Source organism: Chthoniobacter flavus Ellin428 (assembly GCF_000173075.1).
GTDB classification, from domain to species: domain Bacteria; phylum Verrucomicrobiota; class Verrucomicrobiia; order Chthoniobacterales; family Chthoniobacteraceae; genus Chthoniobacter; species Chthoniobacter flavus.
This window is the reverse complement of the sequence record NZ_ABVL01000044.1, coordinates 1-20,410: the sequence shown is the minus strand read 5'-3', so window position 1 is coordinate 20,410 and position 20,410 is coordinate 1. Positions and strand designations below refer to the sequence as shown.

Here is a 20,410-nt window from a genome sequence, read left to right as displayed (position 1 = left end):
TTCCGACATGAGCGCCAAGGACGAAGAGTTCCTGCAGTCACTGCGAGAGACATTTGCTGTTGAGGCGCATGAGCACCTCGAGGCGATTTCCACGGGATTGCTGGAACTGGAAAAGTCGCCGCTGGAAGCGGATCGGAAGCGCCTGGTCGAAACGGTCTTTCGCGCGGCTCATAGTTTGAAGGGTGCGGCCCGCGCGGTGAATTTTCATGACATCGAGCTGATCTGCCAATCTCTGGAGGAGACCTTTGCGGTGTGGAAGCGGGGTGTCGAGGTTCCTTCGCGCGAGACGCTGGACGCGGTCCACCACACGCTGGATACGGTCACCGGGCTCATGATGGGGCCAGGACAGGCGTCGCCGCGGCCCGCGCGGCCCGTGCCGCCCATGGTCTCGGTCGTGCCGGTTCCTTCGGCGGCCTCGGAGGTGTTGCCACAGGAGGTCTCCGTGGCGCTGCCGCCCGCCGAGTCGCCCACGAGGGAAAAATCGGCGGTCACGGATACCGTGCGAATCTCCGTGGCTAAATTGGACGCGCGATTGCTCGAAGCCGAGGAGATGCTGATGGCCAAGCTCGCCGTGAGCCAGCGGGCCGCCGATTTGCGGGAGTTGGTCGTGCGCCTCGAGACGTGGACCAAGGAATGGGCGGCCGTCCAGCCGGAGGTGCGCACCGTGCGGCAGGCACTCGAGCGCCCCACTGGCGACTCCACCGGGTTGACCGGCGCGCGACGCCTCCTGGAATTCGTGGAATGGAACCACGACTACTTGCGGACCTTGGAAAGCAAAGTGACGGCACTTTGGAAAGCGACGGAGCAGGATCGCTCGATGGTCGGAAAACTCGTGGACGACCTTTTGGAGGATTCGAAGAAGATGCTCATGCTCCCGCTCTCCACGCAGAGCGTGTTCTTTTCCAAAATGGTGCGCGATCTATGCCGGGACCAGGAAAAGGAGGCAGATTTTGTCATTCGCGGTGAGGAAGTGGAAATGGATAAACGCATCCTCGAGGAGATGAAGGATCCGCTCGTGCACATCCTGCGCAACTGCATCGATCACGGCATCGAGCAACCCGCGGAACGCCAACGGCGCGGCAAGCCCGCGCGGGCGACGATCACGCTCGCGGTCTCAGCGCTCGACGGGAATAAAATCGAACTCCTCGTCTCCGACGATGGAGCGGGCATTGACGCCGCGAAGGTGCGCGATGCCGCGGTCCGGCGCGGATTGATCTCGCTTGAAAGCGCCGACCAGTTGAGCGAAGCCGATGCCCAGGCGTTGATTTTCAAATCGGACATCTCCACGAGCCCCATCATCACCCATCTTTCCGGTCGAGGACTGGGACTGGCGATTGTGCGGGAGAAGACCGAGCGATTGGGCGGGCGCGTGGTGGTGCAGAGCCGGTTGGGCGAGGGGACGACGTTTCGGATTGCCCTGCCGGTCACCCTGGCGACTTTTCGCGGGACCTGTGTCGAGGCGGACAATCGTTTGTTCATTTTCCCCACGGTGAGCGTGGAACGGGTGACACGGTTTCAGGCCGAGGAGGTGCGCACAGTGGAGGGGCGTGAGACGCTGTCGCTGAATGGACGGCCCGTGGCGCTGGTTCGCCTGGCTGAGGTACTCGAGCTGCCGCCGCCGGAACGCCCCCCGGAAGAACCGGAGTGGAGACCGGTGGTGCTGCTGGGGTCGGCCGATCAGCGGATCGCCTTTGCGGTGGATGCCGTGCGAGAGGAGCAGGAAGTCCTCGTCAAGCAACTCGGCAAACCTCTCTCCCGGGTGCGCAATATCTCCGGGGCGACGATCCTCGGTTCCGGCCGGGTCGTCCCCGTCTTGAATGTCGCCGACCTGCTGAAGTCCGCGCGGCGGATGGCCGGTGTCGCCCGCCCTGCGGTGAAGGGTGGGCGAGTGACGCAAGCGGCGGTGACGGCGAAATCCATTCTGGTCGCCGAAGACTCGATTACGTCGCGCATGTTGTTGAAGGGCATTCTCGAAGGCGCCGGTTACTCCGTGAAAACGGCGGTGGATGGGATGGAGGCCTTCACCTTGCTCCGGGCGGAACGTTTCGATCTCGTCATCTCGGATGTGGAAATGCCGCGGCTCAACGGCTTCGACCTCACGGCGCGAATTCGTGCGGATCGCAAACTGGCGGAAATGCCGGTCATTCTGGTCACGGCGCTGGCCTCGCGTGAGGATCGCGAACGGGGCATCGACGTAGGCGCAAACGCCTATCTGGTCAAAAGCAGCTTCGACCAAAGCAATCTTCTCGAGACGGTCCGACAACTGGCCTAGGGCGAATCCTTTTCATGACCAACACGAATATCAATGTCTTGGTGGTGGACGATTCCTCCGTTGCGCGCGAGTTGCTGGTTCACGTGCTGGAATCGGACCCGCGGATCCGGGTCGTCGGCGCAGTCTCCAGCGGAGAGGCGGCGGTGGAATTCGTGCAGGCCAATCCACCGGATGTGGTTCTGATGGATATTTACATGCCGGGGATGGATGGATTTGAGGCGACGCGGCACATCATGGAAACGCGGGCCGTGCCGATCGTGATCTGCTCGACGACCAGCGCGCAGGAAGTCGCCACGACTTTTCATACCATGGAGGCAGGCGCCGTGGCCTGTGTGGAAAAGCCCGCCGGGGCCCTGAGTCCGGATCACGAAGCCCAGGTGGCGAATCTGCTGCAAACGGTCAAACTCATGTCGGAAGTCAAGGTGGTGCGCCGCTGGCCGCGGTCCCGCTACGCTTCCCTGGTAGCCTCGGCCACGCGGGAAGACCCGCAGAAAGCCACGGGCATTCAACTGGTCGGCATCGGCGCCTCGACTGGCGGGCCTCCGGTGCTGCAGACCATTCTCGGGAGCCTGCCCAAGGATTTTTCGGCGCCCATTCTCGTGGTGCAACACATCGCGCGCGGTTTTCTGCCCGGCCTTGCCGAATGGCTGGGGCAGACCACCGGGCGGCAAATTCATCTCGCGGGCCACGGCGTCGTCCCGTTGCCGGGCCAAGTCTATCTCGCGCCCGATGACTTTCATATGGGCGTGACGCACAGCGGGCGTATCTTTCTGACCCGCGAGGATCCGGAAAACAGTTTGCGACCCGCGGTGGCCTATCTCTTTCGCGCGTTGGCCGGAGCCTTCGGCCCGAATGCCATCGGCGTTCTGCTGAGCGGCATGGGCAAGGACGGCGCCGCGGAATTGAAACTGATGAAGGATCGAGGCGCGCCGACCATTGCGCAGGATCGTGAAACCTCCGTGGTGCACGGCATGCCGGGGGAGGCGATCCTGCTCGGAGGGGCGACTTATGTCCGGGCCGCGGACAAAATTGCCGAAACTCTCGTCACGCTGGTCAGACGTCCCACCCTTTCTCAAGAAGCTGCCCCATGAATACACCTCTGAAGATGTCTGGACGGGTATTGGAAATCCTCGTCGCGGAAGACAGTCCCACCCAAGCCCAGCGTCTGCGCCACATCCTCGAGCAACAGGGTTACAAGGTGACCGTGGCTGGCAACGGTCGCATCGCTCTCGACGCGGCCCGACGCTCGCGCCCGTCCTTGATCATTAGCGATGTGGTCATGCCTGAAATGGACGGTTACGAGCTGTGTCGCAGGATTAAAAGTGACCCCGACCTGGCCGATGTGCCGGTCATCCTCGTGACCACGATGTCGGACCCCGAGGATGTCATCCGCGGCCTGGAGTGCCGGGCGGATAACTTCATCCTCAAGCCGTACGATGAAAGTTACCTGGTGAGCCGGCTGCAATTCGTCATCGTCAATCGTGAGATGCGGCAGAGCGAACAGCCGGGGATGGGGCTGGAGATTTTCTTCAATGGGCAGCGCCACTTCATCGCGGCGGATCGGCTGCAGATTCTGAATCTCCTGCTCTCGACTTACGACGCCGCCATCCAGCGCAATCGCGAACTGAGCCGCACCCAGACCGATCTGCAGCAGGCGAATTCCCAATTGCACGAACTGACCGCGGCGCTGGAAGGACGGGTCGCCTTGCGAACTCGTGAGCTGGCGCTTTCCAATGAAGCCCTGCGCGAAGAAGTGGCCGAACGCCAGCGCGCCCAGCAGCGTCTCCAGGGGCAATTGAGCCGCCTCGATTTGCTTAGCCGCACGACGAGGGCCATCGGAGAACGGCAGGATTTGCACAGCATCTTTCAGGTCGTCGTTCGCAGTCTCGAGGAACATCTGCCGGTGGATTTCTGCTGCGTGTGCCTGTCCGATCTGGAAAACTCTGCGCTGACCGTCGAGTGTGTGGGTGTGCGGAGCGCGGAAACGGCCATGGAACTGGCCATGACCGAAAGTGCCCGCATCGCGATCGACCAAAATGGATTGTCCCAATGCGTGCGCGGACAATTGGTTTACGAACCGGATATCGCCGCTGCCGTATCGCCCTTTCCGCAACGGCTGGCGCGCGGTGGCTTGAAGGCTTTCGTCGCCGCACCGTTGCTGGTCGAAAGCAAAGTCTTCGGGGTCTTGATCGCCGCGCGACGGGAGGCCGGGAGCTTTAGCAGCGGTGACTGCGAATTCCTGCGGCAATTGAGCGAGCACGTCGCCCTCGCAGCCAACCAGGCACAATTGCACGCGGCCCTGCAACAGGCCTACGACGATCTGCGCCGCACCCAGCAAGCCGTCATGCAGCAGGAACGCCTGCGTGCGCTCGGCCAGATGGCCAGCGGCATTGCCCACGACATCAACAACGCCATCTCCCCCATCACCCTGTACACGGAATCGCTGCTCGAAAACGATCCGAGTCTCAGCACCCGCGCCCGCAATTATCTCGAGACCATTCAGCACGCCATCGAAGACGTCGCGGAGACGGTGGCGCGGATGCGTGAGTTCTACCGCGAACGCGAACCGCAGATGACTCTCACGCGGGTGCAGATCAATCGTTTGGTCGAACAGGTCCTCAATCTCACCCACGCGCGCTGGAGCGACATTCCGCAGCAACGTGGGAAGATGATCGAAATGCGGACGGAACTGGCGGAGAAGCTTCCGGAGTTCATGGGCGTGGAAAGTGAAATCCGCGATGCGCTGACGAATCTCATCATCAATGCCGCGGATGCCATGCCCGAAGGCGGGACGCTCACGCTCCGGACCCGTAAGGTGAACGGTTCAGCCTCGGAAAACGGCGCTCCGATTTCGCCCCGCGTTTGCGTCGAGATTAGCGACACCGGGATCGGTATGGACGAGGAAACGCGCCGCCGCTGTCTCGAGCCGTTTTACACCACCAAGGGCGAACGCGGGACTGGTCTCGGTCTTGCCATGGTTTACGGAATGGCCCAGCGGCATGCCGGTGAAATCGAAATCGACAGCGAACGCGGTCGCGGCACGACGGTGCGCTTGATGTTCCCGGTGGCCGATGTTTCGCCGGCGGCGGTTGTCATTTCCCAACATCCGCGGCGACCGGTGCAACGCCTGCGCCTGCTCGTGATCGACGACGATCCGTTGCTCATCATGGCGTTGCGCGACATCCTGGAAGGGGATGGCCACTCCATCACCGCGGCCGATGGTGGCCAACGCGGGATCGACGCCTTCCTCGAAGCCCAGAGTACGGGCGCCACCTTCGATGCGGTTTTCACCGACTTGGGCATGCCCTATGTGGATGGCCGCAAAGTTTCCGCCGCCGTGAAGGAAGCCTCTCCTGCCACGCCGGTGATATTGCTGACCGGCTGGGGGCAGCGTTTGATGACCGAAGGGGACGTGCCGCCGCATGTGGATCGTGTCTTGAATAAACCCCCGAAATTGCGCGAGCTACGCGAGGCGTTGTCGCAGCTTTGTCCCGAAGTGCATGCTTGATTGATTCGAATATGGTCCAGGGAAATGAAAATGAGCCCGCCGTGACTGCCGAGCCGCCGATGCCGAAGTTGCTCGTCGTCGATGATGAGGCGCGGCAGATGACCGCGTTGTGCAATACGCTGCGCGATCAAGGCTATGAAACGACGGGATTCAGTGCCGGCCAGGCGGCGCTGGAGGCGTTGCGCAGCACGAAGTTCGATTTGGTGCTGACCGATCTGATGATGCCGGAAATGGACGGCATCACTTTTCTGCGCGCGGCGCTGGCCCTGGACCCGACGCTCGTCGGTGTCGTCATGACGGGGCACGGCTCCGTCGAGACTGCGGTGGAGGCGATGAAGAGCGGTGCATTGGATTACATTCTCAAGCCCTTCAAATTGAGCGCCGTCATCCCTGTGCTTTCGCGCGCCATGACCGTCCGTCGATTGCGCCTGGAAAACGCGGTGCTGGAACAGCGCGTGCGGGAACGCACGAAACAACTCGAGACCGCCAACAGCGCGCTCGAAGACGCGAACAAAGAACTGGAGGCATTTTCCTATTCCGTATCGCACGATTTGCGGACGCCGCTGCGGCATGTGGATGGCTTCGCGCAGATGCTGGCCAGTCGCTACGAGGATCAACTGCCGGAGGCGGCCCAGAGGTTGCTGGCGAAGGTTTGCACCGGGGCGCAGCGATCGCAGCAGTTGATCGATGATCTTCTGAATTTCTCCCGCCTCGGCCGGCAGCCGTTGCAAAAGCGGCAGGTCAGCCTTTCCCGACTCGTGGAAGAAGTCCTTCGCGAGCATCAGGGAGAACGCGAGGGCCGGCAGGTGGATGTGGCGGTCGATGCCCTGCCGGATATCCAGGGGGATCACGCCCTGTTGAAGCAGGTGTTCGTCAACTTGATCTCCAATGCGCTGAAATTTACCCGGAAGCGGGAACACGCGGTCATTCGGGTCGCGGTGGAGGATGCAGGAGAACAATGGCATTTCTTTGTCCAGGACAACGGCGCGGGTTTTGACATGCAATACGCGGAAAAACTTTTCGGCGTCTTCCAACGCCTGCACCACGAAGATCAATTTCCCGGCACGGGTGTGGGACTCTCCATCGTCCAGCGCATCATCCATCGGCACGGCGGCCGCATTTGGGCGGAAGCCGAGGTGGACAAAGGGGCGACTTTCCACTTCACGCTGCCGAAGGCGTCCGGACTCGAGTGAACGGACCGTGGAGATCTTGTGGGAAGCAGAGGTTTAACGGCTTACCCCAAACCGGAACCGGTTCTCGGCAAATGCTGGCCTTTTTCGCCCTCCACGGAATCGAGAGCGAAGGAAATTTCTGCGCGCACCCGGTAGGCGGTGATTTCCCCACCCTGGATGGTCGCCTCAAAGTTTTTCACCGAAATGGAACTGAGATTTCGGAGAGAAGTGCTCGCCACGCGAACGGCTTCCCGGGCCGCGTCTTCCCAACTCTTTTCGGACTGCGCTACTACCTCGATGACTTTTTCAACGTTAGCCATAACAAGAGATGCTTCGACAGTGTTCGCCTGCGCGCCCTTCAGGGATGAGCCTGAGGGAGACATCCGATTAACCCCGATGCCTCCCTCGGAAATTCAAAGGGGAGCGCTCTGTTCCGTTTGTGGCCGGCGATGGGCCGGCCCGCCGCCGTGGGAAAGGTTGCGCGCGGAATTGATCAAACCGACATGCGAGAAGGCCTGCGGAAAATTCCCGAGAAGCCGCCGGGCGCGCGGGTCATACTCCTCGGTCAGCAGGCCGACTTCGTTCCGAACGGAGAGCAGACGGGAGAATAACTCGCGTGCTTCGGCCAGTCGGCCCGCGAGGGCATAGTTATCCACCAGCCAGAAACTGCACAAAAGAAACGCGCCTTCTCCAGAAGGCAGGTGGTCGACTTCGGAGGAAGTTTCCGGATCATAGCGGAGCACAAATCCATCGGGCATCAGCTCTCGTTCGATGGCGCGAACCGTGCCCTGCACACGCTCGTCATCGGGCGGCAGGAATCCCACCAGCGGCACCATCAGCAGGCTGGCGTCCAGACGTTTACCGCCGAATTCCTGGACGAAGGCCTGACGTTTTGCACTGAAGCCTTTCCGGCAAACTTCTTCGTGAATCTGATCACGCAGCCGGCGCCAGCGCTCGACCGGTCCCTCGAGATGGAGTCGTTCCACGGTGCGGATGGCGCGATCGAACGCCACCCAAGCCATGACCTTGGAATGCGTGAACTGCCGCCGTTCCTGGCGCACCTCCCAGATCCCATTGTCGGGCTCTGACCAAACCGTTTCCAAGTGATCGAGCAACTTCCTTTGAATGCTCCAGGCATGCTCCTCCGGTGGAATGCCGGCGCACCGGGCCTTATGCATGGCATCCATCAGCTCTCCATAAACATCGAGTTGGAACTCCTGATGAGCCGAATTGCCGGTTCGGACCGGGCGCGAGTCCTCGTATCCTCGGAGCCAGGGAAGTTCGGTTTCCGGAATCCGTCGCTCACCACTGACGCTATACATGATCTGCAAGCGCGCCGGGTCCCCAGCGACGGCTCGGAGCAGCCAGTCGCGCCACGCCGAGGCTTCCTCCACATAGCCGGCGTCGAGCAGGGCAAAGAGAGTGAAGGTCGCGTCGCGCAGCCAGCAGTAGCGATAGTCCCAGTTCCGGATTCCGCCGATCCGTTCAGGCAGTGAAGTGGTGACGGCGGCGACCACTCCGCCCGTGGGGGCAAAAGTCAGCGCTTTGAGGGTAATGAGCGAGCGGACGACTGCCTCGCTCCATTCCCCTTTGTAATTCGCCCGCGCGCTCCACTCCTTCCACCAGCGCGTCGTGGCCTCGATCTGGGCGAGGGGATCCACCTCGTTTTGTGCGGCCGCGTAGGAAGGATGCCACCGCAAGACAAACGGAATGCGTTCTCCTTCACGCACCGTAAATTCAGCCACGGTCGTGAGATTTTCACCCCGGGTCTCGACTCCCGGCCATAAACTCAGCGCATCGGGACCGCCGAGAAACTCCAGGTGATTTTCAATGCGGCGAACCCACGGCAGCGTCGATCCGTGATCGAAGCGGACCACGAGTTTCATTTTCATTTTCACCGTGCCACGCAGTCCCTCGACGATGCGGATCAAATCGGGATGCTTTTCGCGTGGTGGCATGGCATCGACGACGCGGACGCTGCCTTCCCTGGTGTCGAACTCGGTTTCCAGCACCAGGGTTCCCTCCCGATAACGTCGACGCGTGGCCGCGATCTCCGCTGTGGGGCAAATTTGCCAGCAACCATTTTCTTCGTTGCCGAGCAGGGCAGCGAAGCAAGCGGGTGAATCGAAACGCGGCAGGCAGAGCCAATCGATGGAGCCGTTGCGCCCGACCACCGCTGCCGTCTCGGTATCCCCGATAATTGCATAGTCTTCGATACGCACATTGAACTATCGCAAGTGATACAACGCGCGCGCCTTTGTAGCTTCGCTCCCGGGAAGAACGATCGGCAGGAATGTGAGAGAGCCGATTTCCAATTTCTCCCATTCCCGACTTCCTAATGAGTGCCTGCAGAAGAGGGGACCGCCTGGCATGTTCATTATAGTCGACACCTCGCCGGACAAGCAAACGGAGGAGACCGTAGCCGTATGCGAGCGCGTCAGCGAATGGTCGACAGAGACCTGAGAATTTTTGACGGAGACCGCCACGCGCCGATAGGCGTGATCGTGCGGCATTCTTCGTTGGGCTCTCTCAGGTGCCCTGTCCGAATGCGGCGGTCGCGCCGCTAGTTTGCTGGGTGTGGATCAACTGGAGAATCCCGTTATGAAACCGCTGCTCTTGGTGCTATCACGGGGCACCACATCGCCTTGAACTAAAAAGGAACGTTGACTTCGAATGTTAGATTGGGTTGTATTCACCGCGATTTCTCCCCAGAAAAGGTACGATGACTCCCATTCTTCGTCGGGTGTTAGGCTTGGCGCGGCGGCCCGCCAAACAAACAGGCATCTTCTCTCGAAACGGCGTGCGACGAGGTGGCGCCTGGCTCCAGTTGCTCGCCCTCATTTTCCTCCTCCTGGAGCCGCTCTCCCGCTCGGGTGCGCTCTACGTCCCGGATAACGCCGGTAACCCCTACTGGCTCCAGTTGCCCAGCGAAGGCGCCCCCGGCGGGAGCCCGGATGGGGATTGGCAGACGCAATTCCAGGACGCGCTTTCGGCGGGCCTCATCGAGTGGTGGGGCGGCGGCACGTGGTATATCGACGGCCAATCGGTCACCTTGCTCCCGCAATATCATGTCGCTGGCGTCGGTGACAGCGACGGCGACGGCGTCCCCGACGATCTGGACCCTTACCCCAACGACGCGAACAACAACACCGTCTACTGGCCGGGCGGAGTCTACATGATCGACAATGTAGCCGTCTCCTTTTCTCCGATTTACGCCCAGGCGGGCATGCTGCCTGACAGCGACGGCGACGGCATCCCCGATAGCGTTGATCCTTATCCGAACGATCCTAACAACGGCAACGGCACAGGTGGCGGCGGCGACACCGGCGGTACGTTCACGTGGAACGGCGGCGATTTCTGGATCGATGGTATGGTTCAGCACTTCTCCGGCGGCACCTACAACGGCTCCGGCACGGACAGCGATGGCGACGGCATCCCGGATGTGCTCGACCCGTATCCGAACGATGCCTCTAACAACACCGCGTGGTGGCAGGGCGGCAATTTCATGGTCGATGGCAACCTGACGACCTTCGCGGGCCAGTATCACCGCGCCGACTCGGGCGATGCCGATACGGACGGCATTCCCGATGATCTTGACCCCTACCCCAACGATCCGACCAACAACAGCTATTGGTGGGCGGGCGGCTGGTATCAGGTCAACGGCAGCTCGCTCTTTTTCCCGCCACAATGGCTGGCCGGCAACGGCACGGACAGCGACGGCGATGGCATCCCCGATGTCGTCGACCCGTATCCGAACGACGCGACCAATGGTACCGGCAACAACGGCACGGCCAACTGGTGGGCCGGTGGCACCTTTTTGGTCAATGGGCAGTATAGCTGGTATCCCGGCCAATACTACTACGGGGCCACCACCGACAGCGATGGCGATGGGATTCCCGACGTGCTCGATCCGTATCCGAGCGACCTTTGGAACAACACCTACTTTACTTGGAACGGCGGTACTTATCTCGTCAACGGAAGCTGGATGACCTTTCCGTCAGCCACCTATGGCGGGCTGTGGTCCGATCGCGATGGCGATGGTATCCCCGACGTCGCCGACCCTTACCCGGACGATGCGAATAACAACAACCCCGTCATCAGCAACAACCCTTGCAGTTGCGGCCATAGCAATTGTCCGGGCAGTGCATGCAGCGGCACCAGCGGTTCGCCGGAAAACTGCACCTGCAACAACGTCCCGCCTCCGGTCTGTTCCTGCGGTCACGCCACCTGTCCCGGCGCGGCCTGTTCCTGGGTGAATGACCCTGCCAATTGCGCGTGCGTCGATCCCCTTACGGACAACAGCGGCCCGGACACCGACGGTGACGGGATGAGTGATAGTTACGAGATCGCCAACGGGCTCGACCCGAACAATCCGGCGGATGCCGCCAACGCGCCCATGGGCGACTTGGTTTTCAACGTCGAGAAAGCGCAGCATGGCTTGGCCATCGACACCGTGGTCTCGGCGGCGGATTATGCCAGTATCACCGGCCATCCCCTAGTGGATTACTTCGTCGATCCCAGCAAGAGCGTGGCGGAGCAGGATTGGGACGGCAACGGCATCAGCAACATCGATGAGTTGCTCGTCTTCCACACCGACCCACGCGACCCCTACTCCAAACCCACCGACGACCAAATCAAGCAAGCCCTCCTCGAAGGCAAATGTTCACTGACCACCCGGGCTAACTACTTCTGGTTGCTCGATGGTAGTCAAGTCCAGGTCGGCGGCGGGTTTTATGGAGATGGTGCGGGCCTTCCGACCGTCGCTCCTTCTTGCAATTGCACCTTTGTTAATCGAGGCTGTCCTTGCAAAATCGCCGGACAATGTGGCAACGACTGCGTACCGCAATGCTCCTGCGATCAGCCGGATTGCAACTGCAAATACAACGGTAGCAATCAGGTCTGTAGCGGCGGTCTGCTATGCCACGAGTGCGACTGCGACGTAAAGGAGCAGAACGCCGGCTGCGTCTGCGCCGACAGCCACGGCTGTAACAACGACTGCATCCCTTGCAGTTGCCCTGCGGTGGGCAGCGGATGCTATTGTCTCAACGTTACGCAATGTAACCCCATCCTCTTGGGCGCGGCCTGTTTCAAGCCCACCTGCGCCACCGACTGTGGGTGTGATACCTATTTCTGCGAGTGCGGTTTCCAACAGACATACCAATGCCAGACCGACGGCTGCGGCTGCACCATCGCTTGCTGCCAATGCGGCGGCGAGCCGGCGAATTGCAATAGTATCAACCTCTACGTGTGGAGTTTCATCCTCATCAATGCGAACAACAACAACGGCTCCCCCGTCGATCAGTTCGGGTTTCCGCAAAGGCGCGATTACGATGTCTCGCCCATTCCCGGGGGCGACGGCGACTTGGCTCCGTTGAACATGGTCTTGACCCGCATCCCACCCGAAGGGGCCACCGTGCATTTGGAAGCAATCTCCGGCGGAGACAAAATTAAGGTCTGGAACGACCCCGAAAAACATATCCCGATTCCACTCCCCTATGATGTCTCTGCCGATAGCCTTCAACCCCTCTTTGTCGAAGGCGTGCATCTCAGCGCGACCGCGGGCGATGTTACCTTGAAAGCCAGCGTCAACATCGACGGTACCGTGCTCTCCTCGCAGGCGACCATCACGGTGGGGCCGGTGATCAGTAATATCAACAGGCCATATGCACCTGTTGATACGGTCGGGGGCCTGACCGCCCGCTCTGATGTCGATGCCGACATCTATTACGGCGGCCCGTGGAATGGACGATTGCAGTTGGTGCAAAACGTCCGCAGTTTGTCCGGCAACGCCAACTACCCGTTCCATAATCCGCCCATCCTTAACGCCGGATTGCTGTCGGGAAAAGGCGATCCTCTGCCGCTGCTCGACGCGCTTACATCGGACAAACCGTACTACGAATATCGGATTACCAACCCCGGCGATTCGTCGTCCTCGTTCCATATGACGACGAACGATTCACCGGCCATCCCTTATCCGCCGGACCCTAGCTTCTACACGACCATGCAAGGGCGCGAGGACTTCAGCCTCTATTACCTCTGGCGGTTCAACGATGGGACGGTCCTACCCATCGCCGAGGAGGATTGGTATGTCATCTGGGATCACTTTAACACGAGTCCCACCGACTTCAATCCCTATAGCGACACCGGCTCGCATCAGGGGCAGGTCATCATCGGCAACGATACCCCGCGCCCTCCGAAAATGGATGGCCCCGTGGCTAACGATGAGGGTTATCATTGGAAGCAATGAACTATGAAAAAATACACCAGTCATTTCATCCTCGCCGGAGCCTTCGCGGCTTTGGCGGCCACCCTCGCTTTTCATTTCCAGAGTTCTCCTGCCACCGGAGAAACCCCGGCCCCTTCCTCGCGGACCGCCGACGCCACGACGCCCCCGCCAGCTTGGCCCAAACCGGAGCACGCCGGAAACCCCGCGCCTGCACCCGCAACGGCTTCATCCGCGGCCACTCCGCCCGCTCCGGTGACGCCGGAAATCGTGCGGAGCGTCCCCGGGACGCCGCCGCGGCTTCGCCATCCCGATCCGGGACCGGGAGAAAGGTGTTATTTTTGGGACAAACAAGCTCAGTTCCTCATCCTCGGGACGGTGGGGGGCGCAGGGCAATTCATTCCCGACCAACCGCGCACGGGGATTGATTTAAAAGCGCATGGTTGGCCTATCTCCCAGCATCACCCCCTCTATGAGGAATCGCGCTATCGAGTTTCGGGGCCTCCCACCCTGGAGAAGTTGGGCCTTAAAAGGCCGACTTTGCGCGAGATGGGGATGACCCCGCCTCCCGCCGGCTGGAAAAATGTCTATACTGATCCACGAGGCAACGTGTTTGAACAAACTTACGACGCGAAGACCGACACCCTTAGAATTGGCCGTCGGCCAGAACCGGTGCCCGGAGCGATCCCGGGCCATAAGTACTACAAATTGCAGTCTGATTTCTTGATCTTGGGGACGATTGACAACTCCGGTGCCTTTATCCCGGACGAACCGCTTCAGACCATCGATGTGGGCAACCAATTCCCAGCCAGCCTGGCCTACCCTTATTTGCCGGGGACGACCGTAAGGACACGGAGCTATACCGATCCAGAGGGCAACCAAGTCGACGAAATTTACGACTTCGCAACCGGCACCTTCCAATCACGCATCCGGCCGAAAAAATAAACCCACTCCGAAACCCGATGAGCACGCGACGTTGGCTTCTGCTTCCCGTTCTCGCGCTGGTTTGCCACCTTTCGTTAGCGTTGGCGCCAGTAACGAGCTTTGCCGCCGCTCCGTCCGACGTGACGGCGAATGATTCCACGACCGCGCCACTCTCTAACATTCGGGAAATTCACAGGAAGCAGCATGCTGATCCGGGGCCGGGAGAACGGTGTTATTACTGGGACCAGCAGAACCAGTTACTCATTCTCGGGCAGGTAGGTGGCGATGGGCAATTCATCGCCGCCAAGCCGCGCGAGGTGATCGACTTGAAAACTCACGGGTGGCCTATCTCCCAGCATTACCCGCTCTACCAGGATTCCCACTATACCATCCCCGATTCCGAGGTCACAGCGGAGATGCTGGGCGGGCACACACCCACCTTGCGCGAGATGAACATGACACCGCCTCCTGCCGACTGGAAGCACACCTTTAATGATAGCAGAATGGGCAGCCTCCAGGAATTGTTTTACGACCCGAAGACGGACACCTTCCGGGGCAAACAGTTGGGCTGGCCAAAGGGCAGTCCGGTGCCGGGACGCAAATACTACAAGCTCGAAGAAGATTCGTTAATCCTCGGCACCGTCAATGACTCCGGCACCTTTGTGCCCGACGAACCCCAAGCGCCCATCGACGTGAAAACCAAAATGGGTGTGAAGCTGCCTTACCCAATTTTGCCGGGCTTCGAGCACTGGAAACTGTCCTACACCGACAAAGAAGGACACAAAATCGAACAAAGTTACGACGCGAAAACCGGCGCGTTCCAGACCTACCGGAAATAAAGCCCGCGAAATCCTTATGACCCTGCGACATTGGCTCCTGCTTCCGGTGCTCGCGCTGGCCGTCAGCTCGTCCGCCGTGCCGCCGGCCACCCCAGGGGCGACTCCCTTGGCCGCTGCGGCGACGCCGGAAATCGTGCGCAGCGTCCCGGGGACACCGCCGCCGCTCCATCCCCCCGATCCGCGACCGGGAGAAAAGTGTTATTTCTGGGACCAAGACGCTGGGTTGCTCATCGTTGGGAAGGTAGGGAACCACGGCGAATTTATTCCCGACGAACCGCGCAAAACGCTGAATTACAATAAGAATGGGTTTGCGGTCAGTCTTCATTTTCCCTTCTATCAGGAATCGCGCTACCGTTCGCACGGGCCTCCTACATGGGAGAAGTTAGGCATTAAAAGACCTACCTTGCGCGCGCTGGGCATGACCCCGCCTCCCGCTGGCTGGAAGCATGTCCAGACCTATCCATCGGGCGATGTGGAGGACCAGACTTACGATCCCAAGACCGACACCATTCTGGGCGTCCTTCGACCAAAGTCCGTGCCCGGCGCGATCCCCGGCCATAAGTACTACAAATTCGAGTATGACACCTTGATCTTGGGGACCGTTGATAACACCGGGGCCTTTATCCCGGACGAACCGCGTCAAGAGATCGATGTGAGTAACCAATGGCCGACCAGCCTGCCCTACCCCTATTTGCCGGGGACGACCACCGGCTGGAAACGGTACTCTACCGATAAAGACGGCAACCAAATCGTCGAAACTTACGACTTGAATAGCGGCACCTTCCAGTCCCGCATTGTGCCCAAAAAATAACCTCACCACCAATCCTATGACTCTAGAAACCACGAATCGTTACTCCGCCTACCGCGCCGCCTGCAAACAATGGAGTGCCGGGCTCGGCGTTCTCATCCTTCTCGTCGCCGCCCTCGCCAGTCTCAACGCCACCAAACTGCTTTGGGTGGCGGCTCCGTTGCTCTTGATCGGACTCGTGGAAGCGGGCTACGCCGCGCAGGAGCGGCGCTGTGCCGAGCTTTTGCGAGCGAACAAGGGGGATGCGGGGCTCGCGCCGGAGGCCGCCAGCGCTAGCGTGGTGCGAACGACCTTTGCCGCGCTCTCCCTTTCCATCTGGCCGTTCTATCTCGGGCTCTTTGCCCTGGTCGCCATCGGCGGCGAGCAAATGGCTGCCTCCGGCAAGAAGGCGCTGGCGGTCAATGCGACCCGCCCCGTGAGCTTGGTGCAAAACGTGGCTGCCATCAAGGGCGGCGGGTGCGGCTCGGGCTGCTCGTCTGGCGGCTGCGGCGCGTCGGGCTCGTGTGGCAGCAGCGGTTGCGGCTCGGGCAAAGGCTGCTCCTCCGGTGCCGGGATGCTGACCGCGCAAATGCAGAGGCCGCAAACTCAGATGTCCCTCCAACAGGCGCAGATGATCCTGCAACAGGCCCAGTTGCACCAGGTCCAGCAATCCTCCACGCAGCAACGTCTCCCCAACGGCGCGCTCGTCGCGGCCCGTCCGTCCACCCTTCCGGCCAACCCCTCCGCCGCCCGTCCCATTGCCGTTCCAGTTCAGCCCGTCGCGCCGGCCACCGTGCCCAACCCTTCGACACCAATCGGGGTCACGCCGCCGCCCACTGCCAAGTAGTGAAAACCACCGCTATCCTATCGCTTTGCGCGCTCCTCTTCTGTGTCGAAGCGCGGGCGCAGGAGGCGAGCTACTTGGATTACGCCATTCCCCCGGATGCCAAGAAAATCCAACTCAACCTGCCTCGCAATCTCACGGGGATCAACTATTTCCTACCCAATAGCGAAACTCTCATCGGCAAGGAACGTTATACTGATCAGGGGATCTTGGTCAGCCGGGAAATGTTCCTGCATGGGGAAAAGCATGGCGTCCAGCGCGAATGGTATCCCAACGGGCAGTTGAAATCCGAGGAGCCTTACCGGAACGGTGTCAGGCACGGCGTTTTCAAAACGTGGAGCGAGAATGGCGCGCTCATCGGCCAGTCCAGCATCGTCGAAGGCACGGGGAAATTGGAGGTCTACGACGTGGACGGAGTGTTTACCAAGGAAAGAAATTATAAGGGAAATAGACAAAACGGGCTTTTCGTCGATAGATTAAATTACCCGGGCAACCCGGATCATCGGATGACGCTGATGTGGTTCAAAAACGGGGAAAGTGTGGGCAATGCTTTTGATTTCTATGAGGACGGCACGCTTTCTCGCCTGAATTTTCGAGCGCCCTGGCATTCTGTCATCGGCCCATCCATCGACTTCGACAGGCGCGGCGGAATCGAATCCATCAATTGGTATCGTTCCGGTCAGGAGGTGACGGAAGCGGAATACGCCAAGGCCGCCGCGCTCGACCCCAAGCTTCCTCCCTACTACCATGAGCCAGATAAGTATAAGGAGGAGTTTGTCACTCCCGAAGTGCGGGCCTTGGTGGAACACTATCAGAAAATGCCCCCAGTCAAGATTCCCCTGGAATTTGGACCGGATGGCAAACCGATTCTGGCGCGGCAACCCTGAAAGCCTCCTGCCGCATCGTGTGGCCCGGCATCATGAGCGTCCTTCGCTGGCCTGTTATCTTGCTTTGCGCGCTTCTGTCCGGTGTCGCGGCCCGCGCCCAAGAGACCAGCTACTTGGATTACTCCATTCCCGCGAATGCCAGGAAGGTTGGCCCGGACTTTCTGCCTCCCAACCTCACGGAGGCCGTCTATCTCCTACCCGGCACCAAAGTAGATCCTTTTACCAGATATATTGAGCCCGAGCTGGTCGGCAGGGAACGCTTTGATAATGGCGTCTTGGTCAGCCGGGAAATGTTCCTGAACGAGAAAAAGCATGGGGTTCAGCGCGAGTGGTATCCCAACGGTCAGTTGAAATCCGAGGAGCCTTACCGCAACGGCGTCATGCACGGCGTTTTCAAAACGTGGAGCGAGAAGGGCGCGCTCACCGGCCAAGCTACCTTCGTCGAAGGCACGGGGAAATTGCAGGTCTACGACGAGGATGGAGTGTTAATCGAGGAGACAAACTACAAGGGGAGTAGAGAGAATGGGCTGTTCTTCTCGCGCTTACATAACCCGCGCATCCCGGATCATCGGATGACCTTCATGTGGGTCAAAGACGGGGTAAGAGAGGGTTGGGCCTATGATTTCTATGAGGACGGTACGCTATCTAGCATGAATTTTGCGATGGGCTCTTCCGGTAACGTCTACGGTCCAAACATCGACTTCGACAAAAACGGCGCAATAGCATCCGTCAAATGGTATGGAGGCGAGCTGGAGATACCCGAAGCGGTATACGCCAAGGCCGCCGCGCTCCGCCCCGAGATGCCTCCCTACTACCACGATCCAGATAAGTATAAGGAGGAGTTTGTCACCCCTGAAGTGCGCGCCTTGGTCAAAGACTATCAAGAAATGCCCCGGGTCAAGATTCCCCTGGAGTTTGGCCCCGACGGCAAGCCGATTCTGGCGCGGCAACCCTGAAAGCCTCCTACCGCACCGTGTGGCCCGGCATCATGAACGTCCTTCGCTGGCCTGTTATCTTGCTTTGCGCGCTTCTGTCCGGTGTCGCGGCACGCGCCCAGGACACCAGCTACTTGGACTACTCCATCCCCCCGAATGCCGAGAAGATTGGCCCCCACGACGTGCGGGGCTTCGCGGGCCAACATCTCACGGGAATCAACTATGTCATCCCTAGTAACAGCAAAGACCCCCTTTTCCCCCGCGTGCTGGTCGGTAGGGAAACCTTTGATAATGGCGTCTTGATCCACCGGGAATTGTTTCTGCCGAACCCCCGAGATATTTACGAGAAAAAGCATGGGGTCCAGCGCGAGTGGTACCCCAACGGGCAGTTGAAATCCGAGGAGCCTTACCGCAACGGCGTCATGCACGGCGTTTTCAAAACGTGGAGCGAGAAGGGCGCGCTCATCGGCCAGTCCACCATCGTCGAAGGCACGGGGAAAGTGGAGGTCTACAACGAGGAGGGCGTGCTTAATAAGGAGATAAACTACCAGGGGAATCAAAAAAATGGGCTGTTCGTCTCGCGCTTAGATTACCGCTGGAGCGATGACCACCGGATCAGCTTGGTGTGGTATAAAAACGGGGAAAGAGTGGGTATTGCCTATGGTTTCTATGAGCACGGCACGCTATCCGGCATGAATTTTGCCGCGAAAAGGGGCTCCTACGTCGGCCCCGCCATCCACTTCGACAAAAGCGGTGCTGTAGAAACCGTGAAATGGTTATTGGTCCAGCGGGGAAGCCAGCAGACGGTGACCGAAGCGGAATACGCCCAAGCCGCCGCGCTCGATCCCACGCTGCCTCCCTACTATCACGAACCCGACAAGTATAAGGAGTTGGTCAGCCCCGAAGTACGAGCCCTGGTCAAACACTATCAAGAAATGCGCGTCAAAATTCCCCTGGAGTTCGGTCTCGATGGAAAGCCGATTCTGGCGCGGCAACCCTGAAAGCCTCCTACCGCACCGTGTGGCCCGGCCTCATGAACGTCCTTCGCTGGCCTGTTATCTTGCTTTGCGCGCTTCTGTAATGTGTCGAGGCGCGCGCCCAAGACGCGAACTATCTGGACCATGGGATTCCGGCAGACGCCAAGAAAATTGGCCCGGACTCCATGCGAAACCCGAACCTTATGGAGGCCAACGATGTCAAGGACTCCAAAATGGTCGGCAAAAAGCGGTTCGATCACGGTGTCTTGGTCCTCCGGGAGATATACGACTTGCCCGAGAAAATGCATGGCGTGCAACGCGAATGGTATCGTAACGGACGGCCAAAATCCGAGGAGCCTTACAAACACGCAGTGATGCACGGTGTCTTTAAAAAATTGGCTCCTCGCTATTTTGAGTGGGAAGATGGCGGCGTTGCGGGTTGGAAGAGGATCAGGGAACCACGGTTCCCCGAACCCCTCCTCTAGGGGGAACAGAGGTCGGCTGGTGAGGAACCGGGAGATTGACGAGGGGCTGGGATTGAGGGGCAATAGGGGGAAATGGATGCCAAGGAACTCTTCACGCTCGCGCTGCAACTGACCCCGGAATGGAAAGTCAGCGACTGCCAATTGGACCAAGAAGCACACCGCTTAACGCTCAAACTGGACTTTGTGGCTGGGAGCAAATTTTGCGCACCTGGAGCGGAGCATCAGTTGCTTTGCCCGGTGCACGACACGGTGGAGAAGAGCTGGCGGCATCTGAATTTTTTCCAATACCAGACCGAATTGGTGGCCCGCGTGCCGCGGGTGAAGACGCCGGAGGGTAAGGTAGTGCAGGTGGAGGTGCCTTGGGCGCGACCTGGCAGTGGGTTTACCTTGATGTTCGAAGCTTGGGCGATGCTGCTGTGCACCCAGATGCCGGTCTTGGAAGTGGGCGCACTTTTGGGCGAAGAGGACACGCGCCTGTGGCGTTTAGTGGCGCACTATGTGGAAGCGGCGCACGCGCGGCGCAGTTGGACCCAAGTGCGCCGGCTGCTGATCGATGA

General features: G+C 60.0%; 15 protein-coding genes. 13 read left to right on the top strand and 2 right to left on the bottom strand.

Annotated elements, in window-relative coordinates; all coding sequences use genetic code 11:
• Positions 1 to 7: 7 nt before the first annotated feature.
• From CFE428DRAFT_RS31585 to CFE428DRAFT_RS31570, 4 genes are read left to right on the top strand one after another with little or no spacing between them, the layout of a single operon-like run.
• Positions 8 to 2,272: a hybrid sensor histidine kinase/response regulator gene (locus CFE428DRAFT_RS31585; protein WP_006983818.1), complete on the top strand. Its 2,265-nt coding sequence runs from the start codon at positions 8 to 10 to the stop codon at positions 2,270 to 2,272.
• A gap of 14 nt (positions 2,273 to 2,286) precedes the next feature.
• Entirely contained in the window at positions 2,287 to 3,363 is a 1,077-nt protein-coding gene (gene cheB / locus CFE428DRAFT_RS31580; RefSeq protein ID WP_006983817.1) for a chemotaxis-specific protein-glutamate methyltransferase CheB, read from the top strand.
• Positions 3,360 to 5,780, top strand: coding sequence for a response regulator (locus CFE428DRAFT_RS31575; protein ID WP_006983816.1), 2,421 nt, complete (start codon positions 3,360 to 3,362; stop codon positions 5,778 to 5,780). Before cheB ends, CFE428DRAFT_RS31575 begins: the two co-directional genes overlap by 4 nt.
• A gap of 41 nt (positions 5,781 to 5,821) precedes the next feature.
• A complete protein-coding gene (locus CFE428DRAFT_RS31570; protein WP_202797540.1) occupies positions 5,822 to 6,973 on the top strand; it encodes an ATP-binding protein in 1,152 nt (383 codons plus the stop codon).
• Positions 6,974 to 7,014: 41 nt separating this feature from the next.
• Here CFE428DRAFT_RS31570 and CFE428DRAFT_RS31565 read toward each other — a convergent pair whose 3' ends face one another.
• Positions 7,015 to 7,272, bottom strand: coding sequence for a dodecin family protein (locus CFE428DRAFT_RS31565; RefSeq protein WP_006983814.1), 258 nt, complete (start codon positions 7,270 to 7,272; stop codon positions 7,015 to 7,017).
• A gap of 93 nt (positions 7,273 to 7,365) precedes the next feature.
• Positions 7,366 to 9,174, bottom strand: coding sequence for a glycoside hydrolase family 15 protein (locus CFE428DRAFT_RS31560; RefSeq protein WP_006983813.1), 1,809 nt, complete (start codon positions 9,172 to 9,174; stop codon positions 7,366 to 7,368).
• A 500-nt stretch (positions 9,175 to 9,674) separates the two neighbouring features.
• Between CFE428DRAFT_RS31560 and CFE428DRAFT_RS31555 the strand changes: the two genes are divergently transcribed.
• From CFE428DRAFT_RS31555 to CFE428DRAFT_RS31510, 9 genes are all read left to right on the top strand, one after another.
• Complete coding sequence (locus CFE428DRAFT_RS31555; RefSeq protein WP_006983811.1) at positions 9,675 to 13,199, top strand: hypothetical protein; 3,525 nt, start codon at positions 9,675 to 9,677, stop codon at positions 13,197 to 13,199.
• A 231-nt stretch (positions 13,200 to 13,430) separates the two neighbouring features.
• Positions 13,431 to 14,120, top strand: coding sequence for a hypothetical protein (locus CFE428DRAFT_RS31550; protein ID WP_131990166.1), 690 nt, complete (start codon positions 13,431 to 13,433; stop codon positions 14,118 to 14,120).
• A gap of 17 nt (positions 14,121 to 14,137) precedes the next feature.
• A complete protein-coding gene (locus CFE428DRAFT_RS31545) occupies positions 14,138 to 14,938 on the top strand; it encodes a hypothetical protein (RefSeq protein ID WP_006983809.1) in 801 nt (266 codons plus the stop codon).
• 16 nt (positions 14,939 to 14,954) lie between these two features.
• Positions 14,955 to 15,749: a hypothetical protein gene (locus CFE428DRAFT_RS31540; protein WP_006983808.1), complete on the top strand. Its 795-nt coding sequence runs from the start codon at positions 14,955 to 14,957 to the stop codon at positions 15,747 to 15,749.
• 16 nt (positions 15,750 to 15,765) lie between these two features.
• Positions 15,766 to 16,572 (top strand): hypothetical protein, encoded by an 807-nt coding sequence (locus CFE428DRAFT_RS31535; RefSeq protein WP_006983807.1) that lies wholly within the window; start codon positions 15,766 to 15,768, stop codon positions 16,570 to 16,572.
• Entirely contained in the window at positions 16,572 to 17,456 is an 885-nt protein-coding gene (locus CFE428DRAFT_RS31530; RefSeq protein ID WP_006983806.1) for a toxin-antitoxin system YwqK family antitoxin, read from the top strand. The genes CFE428DRAFT_RS31535 and CFE428DRAFT_RS31530 overlap by 1 nt, the downstream gene beginning before the upstream one ends.
• Positions 17,457 to 17,473: 17 nt before the next feature.
• On the top strand, positions 17,474 to 18,412 hold the full coding sequence (locus tag CFE428DRAFT_RS31525) for a toxin-antitoxin system YwqK family antitoxin (protein ID WP_042726228.1): 939 nt from the start codon (positions 17,474 to 17,476) through the stop codon (positions 18,410 to 18,412).
• Between the two features lie 17 nt (positions 18,413 to 18,429).
• Positions 18,430 to 19,392, top strand: a complete 963-nt coding sequence (locus tag CFE428DRAFT_RS31520) for a toxin-antitoxin system YwqK family antitoxin (RefSeq protein ID WP_042726227.1) — start codon at positions 18,430 to 18,432, stop codon at positions 19,390 to 19,392.
• 533 nt (positions 19,393 to 19,925) lie between these two features.
• Positions 19,926 to 20,410, top strand: a 485-nt coding sequence (locus CFE428DRAFT_RS31510) for a helix-turn-helix domain-containing protein (RefSeq protein ID WP_042726225.1), incomplete at its 3' end; no start/stop codon positions are given.

What these genes read in the sequence shown, in the direction of transcription:
- CFE428DRAFT_RS31545 (WP_006983809.1), top strand. Translation starts at nt 14,138, where the DNA reads ATGAGCACGCGACGTTGGCTTCTGCTTCCCGTTCTCGCGCTGGTTTGC.
- CFE428DRAFT_RS31555 (WP_006983811.1), top strand. Translation starts at nt 9,675, where the DNA reads ATGACTCCCATTCTTCGTCGGGTGTTAGGCTTGGCGCGGCGGCCCGCC.
- CFE428DRAFT_RS31575 (WP_006983816.1), top strand. Translation starts at nt 3,360, where the DNA reads ATGAATACACCTCTGAAGATGTCTGGACGGGTATTGGAAATCCTCGTC.
- cheB (WP_006983817.1), top strand. Translation starts at nt 2,287, where the DNA reads ATGACCAACACGAATATCAATGTCTTGGTGGTGGACGATTCCTCCGTT.
- CFE428DRAFT_RS31540 (WP_006983808.1), top strand. Translation starts at nt 14,955, where the DNA reads ATGACCCTGCGACATTGGCTCCTGCTTCCGGTGCTCGCGCTGGCCGTC.
- CFE428DRAFT_RS31585 (WP_006983818.1), top strand. Translation starts at nt 8, where the DNA reads ATGAGCGCCAAGGACGAAGAGTTCCTGCAGTCACTGCGAGAGACATTT.
- CFE428DRAFT_RS31565 (WP_006983814.1), bottom strand. Translation starts at nt 7,272, where the DNA reads ATGGCTAACGTTGAAAAAGTCATCGAGGTAGTAGCGCAGTCCGAAAAG.
- CFE428DRAFT_RS31535 (WP_006983807.1), top strand. Translation starts at nt 15,766, where the DNA reads ATGACTCTAGAAACCACGAATCGTTACTCCGCCTACCGCGCCGCCTGC.